General features: G+C 71.6%; 14 protein-coding genes and 1 tRNA gene. 11 read left to right on the plus strand and 4 right to left on the minus strand.

Annotation, left to right across the window (positions count from 1 at the left end):
* The first annotated feature begins 127 nt into the window (after positions 1-127).
* Entirely contained in the window at positions 128-1531 is a 1404-nt protein-coding gene (locus tag ACH4SI_RS13080) for a hypothetical protein (RefSeq protein WP_398295770.1), read from the plus strand.
* Positions 1532-1558: 27 nt separating this feature from the next.
* Here ACH4SI_RS13080 and ACH4SI_RS13085 read toward each other — a convergent pair whose 3' ends face one another.
* Positions 1559-3136 (minus strand): protein kinase, encoded by a 1578-nt coding sequence (locus tag ACH4SI_RS13085; RefSeq protein WP_398295771.1) that lies wholly within the window; start codon positions 3134-3136, stop codon positions 1559-1561.
* Between the two features lie 48 nt (positions 3137-3184).
* On the minus strand, positions 3185-3730 hold the full coding sequence (locus tag ACH4SI_RS13090; protein WP_009716470.1) for a DNA-binding protein: 546 nt from the start codon (positions 3728-3730) through the stop codon (positions 3185-3187).
* Between the two features lie 118 nt (positions 3731-3848).
* Between ACH4SI_RS13090 and ACH4SI_RS13095 the strand changes: the two genes are divergently transcribed.
* Together ACH4SI_RS13095 and ACH4SI_RS13100 are read left to right on the plus strand one after the other, a co-directional pair.
* A tRNA-Ala gene (locus ACH4SI_RS13095) sits at positions 3849-3921 on the plus strand.
* Between the two features lie 524 nt (positions 3922-4445).
* Positions 4446-5591 carry a two-component system response regulator gene (locus tag ACH4SI_RS13100; RefSeq protein WP_398295772.1) on the plus strand — a complete coding sequence of 382 codons (1146 nt, stop codon included), beginning with the start codon at positions 4446-4448 and terminating at the stop codon, positions 5589-5591.
* Positions 5592-5803: 212 nt separating this feature from the next.
* On the opposite strand, the gene ACH4SI_RS13105 is transcribed toward ACH4SI_RS13100, so the two are convergent.
* Positions 5804-6523 (minus strand): DUF5324 family protein, encoded by a 720-nt coding sequence (locus ACH4SI_RS13105; protein WP_398295773.1) that lies wholly within the window; start codon positions 6521-6523, stop codon positions 5804-5806.
* Between the two features lie 283 nt (positions 6524-6806).
* Here ACH4SI_RS13105 and ACH4SI_RS13110 point away from each other — a divergent pair, with 283 nt between their 5' ends.
* Positions 6807-7340 carry a peptidylprolyl isomerase gene (locus ACH4SI_RS13110; RefSeq protein ID WP_398295774.1) on the plus strand — a complete coding sequence of 178 codons (534 nt, stop codon included), beginning with the start codon at positions 6807-6809 and terminating at the stop codon, positions 7338-7340.
* A gap of 94 nt (positions 7341-7434) precedes the next feature.
* Positions 7435-8319 carry a rhomboid family intramembrane serine protease gene (locus ACH4SI_RS13115; RefSeq protein WP_398295776.1) on the plus strand — a complete coding sequence of 295 codons (885 nt, stop codon included), beginning with the start codon at positions 7435-7437 and terminating at the stop codon, positions 8317-8319.
* A gap of 287 nt (positions 8320-8606) precedes the next feature.
* Here the strand turns inward: ACH4SI_RS13115 and crgA are convergent, their stop codons facing one another.
* Complete coding sequence (gene crgA, locus ACH4SI_RS13120) at positions 8607-8864, minus strand: cell division protein CrgA (RefSeq protein WP_179935496.1); 258 nt, start codon at positions 8862-8864, stop codon at positions 8607-8609.
* A gap of 146 nt (positions 8865-9010) precedes the next feature.
* On the opposite strand from crgA, the gene ACH4SI_RS13125 reads away from it, so the two are divergent.
* The 6 genes from ACH4SI_RS13125 to ACH4SI_RS13150 all read left to right on the plus strand — a co-directional run bounded on the left by ACH4SI_RS13125 (position 9011) and on the right by ACH4SI_RS13150 (position 13516).
* Complete coding sequence (locus ACH4SI_RS13125; protein ID WP_398295777.1) at positions 9011-9781, plus strand: DUF881 domain-containing protein; 771 nt, start codon at positions 9011-9013, stop codon at positions 9779-9781.
* 21 nt (positions 9782-9802) lie between these two features.
* The gene (locus tag ACH4SI_RS13130; RefSeq protein ID WP_398295778.1) at positions 9803-10480 is read left to right on the plus strand and encodes a class E sortase; all 678 of its coding nucleotides are present in this window, start codon (positions 9803-9805) and stop codon (positions 10478-10480) included.
* Between the two features lie 86 nt (positions 10481-10566).
* Positions 10567-10743, plus strand: coding sequence for a hypothetical protein (locus ACH4SI_RS13135; RefSeq protein WP_039938336.1), 177 nt, complete (start codon positions 10567-10569; stop codon positions 10741-10743).
* Complete coding sequence (locus ACH4SI_RS13140) at positions 10740-11390, plus strand: aminodeoxychorismate/anthranilate synthase component II (protein ID WP_398295779.1); 651 nt, start codon at positions 10740-10742, stop codon at positions 11388-11390. The genes ACH4SI_RS13135 and ACH4SI_RS13140 overlap by 4 nt, the downstream gene beginning before the upstream one ends.
* Positions 11387-12742 carry a class E sortase gene (locus ACH4SI_RS13145; RefSeq protein ID WP_398295780.1) on the plus strand — a complete coding sequence of 452 codons (1356 nt, stop codon included), beginning with the start codon at positions 11387-11389 and terminating at the stop codon, positions 12740-12742. Before ACH4SI_RS13140 ends, ACH4SI_RS13145 begins: the two co-directional genes overlap by 4 nt.
* A 33-nt stretch (positions 12743-12775) precedes the next feature.
* A complete protein-coding gene (locus tag ACH4SI_RS13150; RefSeq protein ID WP_398295781.1) occupies positions 12776-13516 on the plus strand; it encodes a class E sortase in 741 nt (246 codons plus the stop codon).
* Positions 13517-13592 lie beyond the last annotated feature (76 nt).

Below are 13592 nucleotides of genomic sequence, written 5' to 3' on the forward strand. Positions count from 1 at the left end.
GATCGCTGCAGCGGTCGGGGCCCTCGTCTTTACTCTCGCAAATAAATCGCTTGCATGAGCAAATGTAGCGTGCCGGTCGGCCGGTCTGACGACTGGTATGACGGCCGGTACGACGAGGGGGGACGCGATGCAACACCGCAGCAGGGACAGGGCCGGTCTCATCGCGGTGGCGGCGCTGTGCGCCGTGGCGGCGACGGCCGTGCAGATGCCGGTCGCGGCCGCCGACACCTCCACGGGGGCCCGGGAGTACCGGGTCCAGGGCACATCGGTGCGGGGCGCCGGGAGCGGCACGGGCGCCCCGTCCTTGAGACCCGGCCGGACGTACGCGGACAGCCTGGGGCCCGGCGAGAAGCGGTTCTACGGCGTCGACCTCGACGCGAAGTCCGTCGCCTACGTCGCGGCGGTCGCCGCGCCCCGGCCGGGCGCGGGCGTCGTCTCGTACCGCGACGGCGTCACGGTGACGCTGAAGAACCCCGCGGGCGGAGTCTGTGACACCGTCCCCCGGCGGATCGAGACGAAGGGGGTCGCCTATCCCCTCGCCGACCACGTCACCCGGCAGACCGGCTCGGGTTCGGTGGCGTCCTGCCGCACGGCGGGCCGGTATGTGGTCACCGTGGAGCGCCAGGCCGGCGCCGCGGACCCCGACAGCTGGCCGCTGGAGCTGCGGCTGATGGTGGAGCCGCCGGTGAAGGGCGGCTCCACGAACCCGGCTCCGGAGGGCAGTTGGCACGCCAAGCCGCCCCAGCCGCCGTCCGGCAGCGCCAGGCCGCGGCAGGGCGGGCAGGGGTTCTCCGACGCGCCGCTGGTGTCCACCGGGGTGTGGCGGGACGAGTTCGAGCCGGGGGAGACGCACTTCTACCGGGTGCCGGTCGAGTGGGGACAGCAGATATCCGCCATCGCCGAAATCCCCGCCGACGGGGCGGACGAGAGCACTCCGCCGCTCAACCAGGCGATCGCCATGCGCGCCTACAACCCGGCGCGGGGGCTGGCGAAGCGGGGCACCGCCCTGGCACAGGAGGGCAGCCGGCCGCAGACCGAGGTCAGCACCGCCCCGGCGGCGTACGGGAACCGGTACGCGAAGGCCGACTACTCGGTGCGTGCCATGAGCCTCACCGGGGGGTACTACCTGGCGGTCACGCTCAATCCCCCGAATGTGGAACCCCACTTGGACCGGACGGTTCCGGTGACGCTGCGGCTACGGGTCGCGGGCAAGGCGCAGGCCGGCCCGGACTACGACGGGAACGCGGTCAAGGCGGGCTTCGGGCTCACGGACGCCGAGAGGCGGGAGGCGGACAAGGCGGCCTCGCCGCTCCAGCCCGACCCCATGGGCCGCCCGGAGGTCGGGCATCGCACCACGCTCCAGACGGTGGCCTACACGAGCTTCGGAACGGGCTCGCTCCTGCTGCTCGGGCTGGGCGTATGGATCCTGACCGCCCGGCGCCGCACCGCGGCGGAGGGTCGGAGGGAAGTGCCGGAAACGGCGGATCCGACGACCGGACAGCACCGGTACGGGCCGCCGCCCGCCTGGTAGTTCAGCCCGCTGGTTCAGCCTGCTGGTTCAGCCCGCGGCGATTAATGCCCACGCCCCCACGGCGAAGCACAGCACCGCGACGATCAGAATCGTGACCGTCGTCTTCCGCGACGGCCCCCGCCGCCGCGCGGCCGCAGCGGGAACCCGAGGCCGCTGGGCGGTGTATGCACGGGTGAGGGGGTAATCACGCGGCGCCGGCAGGGGCGCGGCGGCCGACACGGGCGTGGGAGTGGGGGCAGGCGTATGAAGGTGCGCGGGCTGGGGCGCTGGGCCCGGATGACCGGGCTGCTGTGGGCCCTGTGGCTGGTGTGCGGGCGGCTGGGGCTGCTGGGGCGCCTGCGGGAGCGGGGCCGCGGTCGACGGGGTGGGCGGATGCTGCGGTGGCTGAGGGTGCGGTGGCTGAGGATGCGGGGTCGGCGGCTGCTGGGGCGGCGGGGTCTGCGGAGGTGGCGTGGGGGGAGCCGATATCCGCGGGGGTGGCGTTCGCGGCTGCGGGGTCGGGGGGTGCGCCGGCTGCGGGTGCGGCGTCCGCGGCTGCGGCGGCGGGAGGGTGAAGCTGCCGGTGTCCGACATCGAGGGCTGGGAGGGCTGCTCGGCGGAAGGCGGCTGGGCAGCGGGTTCGGCGGATTCGGCGGGTTGGCCGGGCTCGGCGGCGGGCGGCGAGGGGCGCGGCACCGTGCCGCTGTCCTCGGGAGGATCGGCCTTCGCATGACGGCGGCCCGGCCGGGCCGGGCCGTTCGGGCCGAATCCGATCGGCAGCGGCCCGAGATGGTCGAAGACCTCGATCAGCTCGTCGTCGAGATCGCCCTCGGGCAGCATCTCGACCGCCGCCACGAGCGCCTTGCGCGCCCCCGTGGCGGAACGGAAGCGGTCCTCCGGATCCGGCTGCAGCAGTCCGCCGATCACCTGCCACAGCGGCTCGGGTACGCCTTCGGGAGCGTGCGGCACGCCGTGCTCGCCGAACAGCTTCACGATCGCTTCCCCGTCGGGCTTGTGCCCGCGGAGCAGATACAGCGTCACCAGGCCGACTGCGAACAGGTCGGCCGGGAAGTCCGGCTCCTCGCCCATCATCTGCTCGGGCGCGAAGTAACCGGGCGTGCCCATCACGTAGTTGGCCTCGGTGAGGCGGGGTTCGCCTTTGGTGAGCGCGATGCCGAAGTCGCCCAGCCGGACATGGGGCCGGCCCGTTCCGGTGGACTCCAGCAGGATGTTCGCGGGCTTGATGTCCCGGTGGACCACGCCCTCCGCGTGGACCGCGGCCAGTCCGGCGAGCAACTGGTCCAGCAGGGTGCACACGTAGCGGGGCGGCAGGGGACCGTAGTCGCCGATGAGGTGTGCGAACGAGCCGCCGGCCACCAGGTCCATGGTGAACAGCACCTTGTCGTCGTCCGCCGCCCAGCTCGCCGGTGCCAGCACATGGGGGTGGTCGATCCGCAGGGCCTGCTCCCGTACGAAGCGCAGCAGCGTATGCGCGTCGCGTTGCTGAAGCACCTTCGCCGCGACGTAACGGCGGCGGCGATGGTCCCAGACCCGCCACACGGCGCCCACGCCCCCGCGCCCGATCGGGTCCACCAGTTCGTACCGGCCCGCGAAGATCTCACCCATCGCGCCGTGCCCGCCCCGTCATCGACTCGTCAGCAGTCCATCAGCCCGTCAGCTCTGGTGCGCCTCGTAGTGCGCGACCGCCTCGGCGGTCCGCCCGGCGCCGTACACACGGAGGAACTCTGCCAGCTCGGGGTGGGTGGGGGCGAGGGAATCGGCCGCATCGATGATGTCCCCGGCGGCGGCCACGGACCGCAGCAGCGACTGGATTTCGCGGACCACGCGCCGTACGGTCGGGGCCCCCGTGCTGGCGGCGGTCTGGGTGGAGTTGAGGACCGATCCGCCGGCGGTCTTCTTGATCTCCTCCATGCGCTCCGCGGCCTCGGCGGCGCTCACCCGGCCGTCCGCCGCCTGACTGGAGAGCTCCTGGAGCGCCTGCACCCGCTGGACCACCGCCGGATTGCCGATCTTGGCGCGCTGGCCGCTCATGAGCTGGGACAGCATGGGCGCGGAGAGCCCGAGGACGGCGGCCAGGCGCGCCTGGTTGAGGCCGAGATCGTCGATGAGACGGCGAAAGAGCGCCCCCAGCGGTTCCCCGTACCAACTGCGCTGCAGCTCTCGTGCGCGCGCGGTGGCATCCTGCTGTGTTGCGTCCATCTCGCTCTCCCCTTCGCTTCGCTGCCGCGAATCTTGCGTGGCATCCTACGGAGAGCGGTACCCGCGAGCGATACCCGGTCGGGAAAGGCCGCCGGTACCGGGTATCCTGATCGGCGAAGGGGCCTTAGCTCAGTTGGTAGAGCGCCGTCTTTGCATGGCGGATGTCAGGAGTTCGACTCTCCTAGGCTCCACTCTATGAGAGCTCTCCTGACCTGCAAAAATGCAGGCCAGGAAAGCTTTTGTGCGGGTGCCGCCAGTATTGTGCCGATACGGGCCCGCCCCACCGTCCCGTCCGTGGCGCACTCCGGGAAACGGGACAAGTGTGAGGGAACGGCCGGAACCTCCCGTAGGGGCAGGCGAAGGCGGGCCGTGGGCGACACATCCCCCGCGAGAGCTACAGCCGTCGTCTGCGCCCGGGTGAATCGCGGACGCGGCCGAATGTCCGGCGTGGCCCGTGGGGCGCCGCCGGTGTGGCCGGTGTTCAGGGGGGGCGCGGGATCGCCGGCTGGGCCAACACCGTGAAACGCGAGAAGAGTTCGCGGTTGCGCACCGGGGTGGGTCGGGCGCCGCCGGCCGGGCGAAGAGCGCACCGGGGTGTTGCCGCTCCTGGCGTTGGCCCGCGCAACACCTCCCCGATGCCCCACCCTGTCTCACAACTCGGGCAAGCCGCCCGGGGGTCGTCTGATCGGCGCGAGTCGCCGCATAGGGGGACGCAATGGGTGAGCTGCATCCGCTGGGGGAGAACCTGCCCGAGGAGTGCCGGGCGTTCGCCGTGGAGCTGAGGAAGCTCTTCGACGGGCTGAAGGTCTCGGTGCGCCGGTACGCCGCACGCAGGTTCCGGGACCCCAGCACGATCTCGCGCTATCTGAGCGGTACGAGAGTGCCGCCGTGGGAGTTCGTGGTGGACCTGCTGGCGGATCTCGCGGAGTGCAGGGGCTCCGCGGCCACCCCGGCCGCCATCGAGTTGGTGCGGGAGCTGCACCGCTCCGCGGTGCGCACCAGCGGGTCACCGGGGCACGCGCTGGAGATCCTGCAGATCCAGCTGGCCGACGCCGACCGGGAGGCGCGGCGCTCCAGCGTGAAGGAGGACGTGCTGGGCGAGGCGTTGCTCGACCGCCGGCACCGCATCGCCGACCTGGAGGTGCGGCTGAGCCAGACCGAGGCGGCCTGGGCGGCGGAGCGGGCCCGTGCCGACGCCCTGGAGATGACCTTCCCCGATCACCAGGAGCTGGTGAAGGAGCGGGACCTGCTGCGGCAGGAGGTGCAGCGGCTCACCGAGGAGCTGGAGGACGTGCGGCAGCGGGGACGGCTGGCGGAGGAACGCTGCAAGATGCTGGAGCGACAGCTGGCCATGGTGGAGTCACAGCGGATGGCGGCGGTCCCGCGGCAGGACGAGGAGCCCGGCGTTCCCGAGGGGCCGGTCGTGCCCGAGCCGTGCGCCGGGCCACGGCCCAAGATCCTGGTGGTCGACGACCAGCAGAACAACCTGCTGGCCATGGAGGCGGTGCTGGCCACCCTCGACCAGGAGCTGGTGACCGCGACCTCCGGGCAGGAGGCGCTGAAGGCGCTGCTGGACCACGACGACTTCGCGGTGATCCTGCTCGATGTGCAGATGCCCGAGATGGACGGCTACGAGACGGCCGCCCACATCAAGCGGCGCCCGCGCAACCGGGATGTGCCGATCATCTTTCTCACCGCGATGGGCGCCGACCCGGAGCACACCTCGCGCGGCTACGCGGCGGGGGCGGTGGACTACATGGCCAAGCCGATCGACCCCTGGGCGCTGCGGGCCAAGGTCTCCGTCTTCACCGAGTACTTCCTGGAGCGGCGGCGCTACGGGGGACGGGAGGCCAAGGAGTAGCCGACAGGCAGCCGGAGAACGGGCCGAACGGGGCGAGGGGCGGAGAGACCCCGTGGTCCTCCGCCCCTCGACAGGGTTCGGGCCCCTCGGCCCGGTTCCGTCCTCGGCCCAGTTCTGCCTTCGGCCCGGTTCCGTCCTCGCCCGGTTCTGCCTTCGGCCCAGTTCCGTCCTCGGCCCGGTTCCGTCTTCGGCCGGGTGCGACGACGAGAGCGTCAGCGCTGGTCGTCGTCCTTCCCGGCCTCGGCCTCCGCCTGCTTGGCCTGCACCTCGGGGTCGAGGGTGTCGCTGCCGTCCACCGCGGCCAGCCGCTCGCGGTCGCCCACCTCGGTCGCCGCCGGGGGCTCGACCAGCCAGTCGGGGTTGGCCTGCCGGTCCCACCACTTCCAGGCGGCGAAGACACCGGCGCCCACCAGGCCGATGAAGGTGGCCCGCTTGGCGACGCGGCCCACGCGTGCCCGGCGGCGGCGCTTGCGGGCCAGCTTCTCGATGTCGGCCGCCGTCACATGGCTGCGCAGCGCCGCGACGGCCGCGCCCGCCCGCGTGACGGCTTCCTCGCGCACCGGCCCGGCGGCCGCGCGCGCTCCGGCCACCGCGTGCTCGACGCGCGGCCCGGTGTAGTCGGCGGCCTGCCGGGCGGCCTTGCGCGTCCGCTTGGCGGCGCGGGTGGCGGCCGCGTCGACCTTGGGCGGCAGGGTGCCGCGGGCCTGGTTGAGCCGGGGCGCGACATGCGCGTGGTACTGGCTGCCGGCGGTGGAGCGGGCTTGGTGCGCGGCGTGGGAGACCTTCGGTGCCAGCCGTACGCGGGCTTCGTGCGCGTACTGCGTGGCGGTGTCCTTGGCCGTGCCGGCGTAGGGCGCCACCGCTTCCGCGGCGTGCAGGACGCTGTCCTTCGCGGTGCCGGTCGCGGCTCGCACGCTGTCAATGCGGGTCACGGGATCCTCCTCCTCGGTGGCGTGGTGATGCTCCGGGGTGCAGAGTGCTGAGCTGCATGTGCGCAGTTTCGTGTTTCCATCCGAAGAAAGATCATGCCTGTTTGTGGAGATCATGCCCGTTCGCAGTCCGCGCGGCATGCGTGAACCGGCATCCGGGTCATACGGGAGATTCTCCCGGAAAGTGCGCGGAATAGCGCGCCGCGTGCGTCTTCATCGGCTACTCGTCGCGCTCGGGTCCGTGCGAGGATCAGGGCAAGGAAGCGAAAACGATGGAAGGTAGATCGTGGCCGAGCAGCTGTATGCCACCCTCAAGACGAACAACGGCGACATCGTGGTTCGGCTGCTGCCGAACCACGCGCCCAAGACCGTGAAGAACTTCGTGGAGCTGGCCGAGGGCACCCGCGAGTGGACCCACCCGGCCACCGGCAAGAAGGCCGCGGAGAAGCTCTACGACGGCACCGTCTTCCACCGCGTGATCAGCGGTTTCATGATCCAGGGCGGTGACCCGCTGGGCAACGGCACCGGCGGTCCCGGCTACGAGTTCGGTGACGAGTTCCACCCGGACCTGGCCTTCAACAAGCCGTACCTGCTGGCCATGGCCAACGCCGGCCCGGGCACCAACGGCTCGCAGTTCTTCATCACGCTCGCCCCGACCACCTGGCTGACCGGCAAGCACAGCATCTTCGGCGAGGTCGTCGACGAGGACAGCAAGAAGGTCGTCGACACCATCGGGGGTGCCGCGACCAACCCGCGCACCGACCGGCCGCTCCAGGACGTCGTGATCGAGTCCGTCGTCGTGGAGACGCGGGAGGGCTGAACCCCGCACGGGAACTCCGCGCCCCGCTTGTCCGTGTGAACAAGCGGGGCGGGGGAACGCGCGCAAGTCTGCGGACAGGGGGCGAAGGGACACCATGGAGGACCAGGCGGTCTGCTGTTACCGGCACCCGCAGCGGGAGACCGGCATCACCTGTACCCGCTGTGAGCGCCCGATCTGTCCGGAGTGCATGATCAGCGCCTCGGTCGGGTTCCACTGCCCGGAGTGCGTGCGCGGCGGTGCGTCCGCCTCCGCCTCCGGTGAGCCCGCCGGGCCCCCGCGGCGCGCGGCCGAGCCGCGCACCATAGCCGGCGGCGCGTACACTGCCGATCCGCGCCTCGTCACCAAGATCATCATCGGCCTCAACATCGCCGTCTGGCTGGCGGTGCTGGGGACCGGCGACCGGCTGGTGGACGCCTTCGACCTGGTGGGCCGGGCCTACAACCCGGGCACGGCGGACATCGTGGGCGTCGCCGAGGGGCAGTGGTACCGGCTTCTGACCGCGGTCTTCCTGCACCAGGAGCCGATGCACATCGCCTTCAACATGCTGTCCCTGTGGTGGATCGGCGCCCCGCTGGAGGCCGCGCTCGGCCGCGCCCGCTACCTCACGCTCTATCTGCTGTCGGGGCTCGGCGGCAGCGCGCTGTCGTATCTGCTCGCCGCGCAGAACCAGCCCTCGCTCGGCGCCTCCGGCGCGGTCTTCGGCCTGCTGGGCGCCACCGCCGTCCTGATGCGCCGGCTCAACTACGACATGCGCCCCGTCATCGCGCTGCTCGTGCTGAACCTCATCTTCACCTTCGGCTGGTCCGGGATCGCCTGGCAGGCGCACGTCGGCGGCCTGGTGGTCGGCACGCTGGTGGCGTACGCGATGGTGCACGCGCCGCGGGAGCGGCGTGCCCTCGTGCAGCGGGGCGCCTGTGCCGTGATGCTGCTCGCGATCGTCGCCACGGTCTGGGTGCGTACGCTCCAGCTCACCGGCTGACCCGTCGGCTCACCTGTTCGGGGCCCTCGGGCGGTCTCGAACGGGGGTGGGTTCGGTCAGTTGTCCACAGCATGTGGTGGATCTTGCGCATCCTGTGGAGAACATCTGTGCGTTACCGTACTGACCTGCGTTTTCGCAGGAAGACGCAGGTGTGAACGATCGAACGCGACCGTTCCACCGGTCACACCGGCGTCAATGCGGCAGAGGTTATCCACAGATCTTCTGAGTTTTCCCCGCCTGTGGATAACCCTGTGGACAGACGCTGCGGACAGACCCGGGAAGCGGGTCTACTTCCACTGGGTGGAGACCACGAACCCCGCGGCGATGAAGCCGAAGCCGACCACGATGTTCCAGTTGCCCAGGGACTTGACCGGCATGTCCCCCGTCGTCACGTAGAAGAGGACGATCCAGGCGAGGCCGATCAGGAACATCGCCAGCATCAGCGGGGCCACCCACCGGCGGCCGCTGCTCAGGCTGATGTTGGTTGCCTGCTTCGCCGGCGGCGGCGTGAAATCGTCCTTCTTGCGGATCCGTGACTTCGGCACGAGGAACTCTCCTGTCGATGCGCTGCGTGACCGCGCGGGGATGTGTACGGACGGCGCCGGGGCGGGACGGGTATAGGGGACCACTTCCCTCCCCCACACGTCAGTTAGCGTAGTCCTTCCGCGGCGTCGTAAGGAGTAAGGGTACGTTGAGCAATTCCGCTGACTCCCCCACCCCGGCGTCCCGGCGTCCCAGGTTCCGGCCCGTCCGGCTGCTGACCGGAGCGGTCTTCGCGCTGGCCGGGATCATCTTCTGGACCAGCTTCAATACGGCCCAGGGCACCGACATCCGCAGCGATGAATCGATGCTGCGGCTGTCCGATCTCATCCAGGAGCGCAGCCGCAAGAACGGCACGCTCGACGAGAGCGCCGCCAAGATGCGCTCCGACGTCGACGCCCTCGCCCGCCGCGACAACGGCAGCAGCAAGGCCGAGCAGCGCAAGCTGGAGAAGCTGGAGAAGACCGCGGGCACCCGGGGCCTCAGCGGCGCCGGGCTCACGGTCACCCTCACCGACGCCCCGCCGAACGCCACCCCCCAGATCCCCGGCGTGCCCGACCCGCAGCCCAACGACCTCGTCATCCACCAGCAGGATCTGCAGGCCGTGGTCAACGCGCTGTGGCAGGGCGGTGCCAAGGGGATCAAGGTGATGGACCAGCGGCTGATCTCCACCAGCGCCGTGCGCTGCGTCGGCAACACCCTGATCCTCCAGGGCCGGGTCTACTCCCCGCCCTACAAGATCACTGCCGTGGGTGACCGGGACCGGCTGAGCACGGCGCTCACCGCCTCCCCCGCCATCCAGAACTACCGCTCGTACGTAGAGGCGTACGGGCTCGGCTGGAAAGTCGACCAGCACGACACGGTGACTCTTCCGGGCTACTCCGGGACAGTGGAGCTGCACCAGGCACAGCCCGTCCCTTAGCCGCGCGCCGATGGGGGGCCGATGAGGATCCGGCTGGTCATCAGGACGCTCAGTGAGCTGTGCGTCACCGGCGGCTCCCTGATCCTCCTCTTCGTCGTCTACCTCCTGTACTGGACCGGCGTCCGCGCCGATCAGGCCATGGACGGTGAGATCGACCACCTCCAGGACCGCTGGGCCGCGGGGCCGGTCGCCGCGGCCGACCGGCCCGCGCCACGGCCGCGCGCCTACGAGGACGGCAGAGCCTTCGCGATCATGTACATCCCGCGCTTCGGCGCCGGCTGGGCCAAACCCGTCCTCCAGGGCACCACCACCGTCACCCTGCGCAAGGGGCTCGGGCACTACACGGGCACCGCCCGCCTCGGCGCCACGGGAAACTTCGCCGTCGCCGGGCACCGCCGCACCTACGGCGACCCCTTCAAGGACTTCCCCCGGCTGCGCCCCGGCGACGCGGTGGTGCTGTCCGACGGCACCACCTGGTACACGTACCGCATCACCGGGCGGCCCTATCGCACCCTGCCGACCGACCTCGGGGTGCTCGACCCGGTGCCGCGCGCCTCCGGCTTCCGCGGCCCCGGCCGCTATCTGACGCTCACGACCTGTGAGCCCGAGTGGGGGCACAGCCACCGGCTGATCGCCTGGGCGCACCTCGACGCGACCCAAACCGTTGCCCAAGGCAAGCCCAAGGCTTTGTCCGGCTGACCCTCCGGCCCCACCCCCGGACCTTTACTCTGGTCCTGCACTCCGGTGCGGCAATCGACTTCGGGTCATCGGCGAGTAGGGATGGCATGTACGGCTGGATCTGGCGGCATCTGCCGGGCAACGCATGGGTGCGGGCGGCGATTTCGCTCGTGCTCGTGCTGGCGATCGTGTTCGTGCTCTTCCAGTACGTCTTCCCGTGGGCGGAGCCGCTGCTGCCGTTCAACGACGTGACGGTCGACCAGGGAATGGCGGGTCCCCGATGAGCGCGCGCGTCCTGGTCGTCGACAACTACGACAGCTTCGTCTTCAACCTCGTCCAGTACCTCTACCAGCTCGGCGCCGAGTGCGAGGTGGTGCGCAACGACGAGGTCTCCCTCGCGCACGCCCAGGACGGCTTCGACGGCGTGCTGCTCTCCCCCGGCCCCGGCACCCCCGAGAGGGCGGGCGTCTGCGTCGACATGGTGCGGCACTGCGCGGACACCGGGGTGCCGGTGTTCGGCGTCTGCCTGGGGATGCAGTCCATGGCCGTCGCGTACGGCGGCGTCGTCGGCCGCGCCCCGGAGCTGCTGCACGGCAAGACCTCGCTGGTGACCCACGGGGGCGCGGGCGTCTTCAGCGGGCTGCCGTCGCCCTTCACCGCCACCCGCTACCACTCCCTCGCGGTCGAACGGGGCACCGTTCCCGACGCGTTGGAGATCACCGCCTGGACGGAGACGGGCATCGCCATGGGGCTGCGCCACCGCGAACTGCGGGTCGAGGGTGTCCAGTTCCACCCCGAGTCGGTCCTCACCGAATGGGGCCACCGCATGCTCGCCAACTGGCTGGTGGAGTGCGGCGACACGGACGCGATAGAGCGGTCGACGGGGCTCGCCCCGGTGGTCGGGGCGGTCGGCGGCAAGGCCGTCGAGTGACCGCACCGCGCCCGGGGCGCGAGGACGCGCACCAGGGCGCCCCGGAATCCGCCGCGGGCGCCGCACCGGCCCCCGAGTCGCAGCCCACCGGGCGCCGCCGCCGCGCGCGTCCGGAGGCCGGGGACGAGCGCCCCGAGGAGGCTGCCGCGCCGCCCACCGGGCGGCGGCGCGCCCGCTCGGCCGCCACGGGCCCGGACGGCGGCCCCGGAGGCCCGGGCAGTCCCGGCGGCCCGGCGAGCGCGGGCGAGACGGCCGTACTGGCCCCCGTGGCCCCCGCCGTCCCGGCCCCCGCCGATCCAGCCCCTCCGGAAGAGCCCGAGGAGCCCGCGGGACCCGCGGACAACGAGGAGACGATGTCGCTGCGGGCCCCCGCGCCGCCCGCCGACGACCGGACCATGCCGCTGCGTACCGTCGAGCCGGGCCGTACGGCGGAGCGGACGCCGGACCGGGCGCCGGGCGGGACCCCGGGGGAGGCGGCGTCGCCCACCGGCGGCCGCGCGGCCCGCCGCAAGGCGGCTCAGGAGGCCGCGAAGCGCGGCGGACGGCACGGCGCCCGGGCGCGGGGCGGTTCGGGCGTCAGAGGGGCCACAGGCGCCTCGGGAGGGGACCGGCCGGACGCGGAGGCGCGGCCCCGCACCCGTATGGAGGCCAAGCTCGCCGCCCGGGCGCGCAAGGACAGCCCCGGTGTGGTGGCGAGCCGGGTGATCGGCGAGGTGTTCATCACCCTCGGTGTGGTGATGCTGCTCTTCGTCACGTACCAGCTGTGGTGGACCAACATCCTGGCGCACCAGCAGGCGGACGGCGCCGCGGGCGACCTGCAGAAGAAGTGGGACACCAAGGGCGCGGACCGCGATCCGGGCGTGTTCTCCCCCGGCCAGGGATTCGCGATCATCTACATCCCCAAGCTGGACGTGAAGGCCCCGATCGCCGAGGGGATCGACAAGCACAAGGTCCTCGACCGCGGCATGGTCGGCCACTACGCCAAGGGCAGGCTCAAGACCGCGATGCCGTGGGACAAGAAGGGCAACTTCGCGCTCGCCGGGCATCGCAACACCCATGGCGAGCCGTTCCGCTACATCAACCGCCTCAAGCCCGGCGACAAGATCGTCGTCGAGACGCAGAGCCGGTTCTACACCTACGACATGACCAGCATCCTGCCGCAGACGTCCCCCTCCAACACGGGCGTCATCCGCCCGGTGCCGCCCGGCTCCGGCTTCAGCAAGCCGGGCCGCTACCTCACGCTGACGACCTGCACCCCCGAGTTCACCAGCACGTATCGGCTGATCGTCTGGGGCAAGATGGTCGACGAGCGGCCGCGCAGCGAGGGGAAGCCGGACGCACTGGTCGAGTAGGACCGGGAAGATCCAGAAAAGGGGTACCACGCGGTGGCACGGACCGACCACGACCAGCGGCAGGGCCGGGACCCCGCCCCGCCCGCGCAGCCGACCCGCCGCTCCGGCCGCGGGCGGATCGCGGCGGCCATCGGGGTGCTGGGCGAGCTGCTGATCACCGCGGGGCTGATCCTGGCCCTCTTCGTGGCCTACTCGCTGTGGTGGACGAACGTCCTCGCCGACCGGGAGGCGAAGAAGCAGGGCGACCAGGTGCGCAAGCACTGGGCCGCCCAGGGCCCGGGCAAGCTCGACACCAAGGACGGGATCGGCTTCCTGCACGTACCGGCCATGGGCGACGGCGAGGTGCTGGTCAAGAAGGGCACCTCGGCCGACGTTCTCAACGACGGCGTCGCCGGGTACTACACGGAGCCCGTCAAGGCCGCGATGCCCTGGGCGAAGTCCGGCAACTTCACGCTGGCCGCCCACCGGGACGGGCACGGCGCCAAGTTCCACGACATCGACAAGGTCCACGACGGCGACGCGGTGGTCTTCGAGACCCGGGACACCTGGTTCGTCTACAAGGTCTACGCGACGCTGCCCGAGACCTCGAAGTTCAACGTGGACGTGCTGAACGCGGTCCCGAAGGAGTCGGGCAAGAAGAAGGCGGGCCGCTACATCACCCTTTCGACCTGCACCCCGGTCTACACCTCGCGGCACCGCTACATCGTCTGGGGCGAGCTGGAGCGCACCGAGAAGGTCGACGCGGACCGTACGCCCCCGAAGGAGCTGCGCTGACGGGAAGCCCTCCGCACGCTACCCACGGGGAAGCCCCCGGCGCCCTCTCCCGGGCGCCGGGGGCTTCCCCGTGCGG

The sequence above is a fragment of the Streptomyces sp. NPDC021212 genome (assembly GCF_044332925.1).
Taxonomy (GTDB): domain Bacteria; phylum Actinomycetota; class Actinomycetes; order Streptomycetales; family Streptomycetaceae; genus Streptomyces.

Excerpts from the sequence above, each read along its gene's own strand:
- ACH4SI_RS13115 (WP_398295776.1), top strand. The coding sequence starts at position 7,435 with ATGGAGGACCAGGCGGTCTGCTGTTACCGGCACCCGCAGCGGGAGACC.
- ACH4SI_RS13140 (WP_398295779.1), top strand. The coding sequence starts at position 10,740 with ATGAGCGCGCGCGTCCTGGTCGTCGACAACTACGACAGCTTCGTCTTC.
- ACH4SI_RS13135 (WP_039938336.1), top strand. The coding sequence starts at position 10,567 with ATGTACGGCTGGATCTGGCGGCATCTGCCGGGCAACGCATGGGTGCGG.
- ACH4SI_RS13100 (WP_398295772.1), top strand. The coding sequence starts at position 4,446 with ATGGGTGAGCTGCATCCGCTGGGGGAGAACCTGCCCGAGGAGTGCCGG.
- ACH4SI_RS13080 (WP_398295770.1), top strand. The coding sequence starts at position 128 with ATGCAACACCGCAGCAGGGACAGGGCCGGTCTCATCGCGGTGGCGGCG.
- ACH4SI_RS13085 (WP_398295771.1), bottom strand. The coding sequence starts at position 3,136 with ATGGGTGAGATCTTCGCGGGCCGGTACGAACTGGTGGACCCGATCGGG.
- ACH4SI_RS13090 (WP_009716470.1), bottom strand. The coding sequence starts at position 3,730 with ATGGACGCAACACAGCAGGATGCCACCGCGCGCGCACGAGAGCTGCAG.
- ACH4SI_RS13130 (WP_398295778.1), top strand. The coding sequence starts at position 9,803 with ATGAGGATCCGGCTGGTCATCAGGACGCTCAGTGAGCTGTGCGTCACC.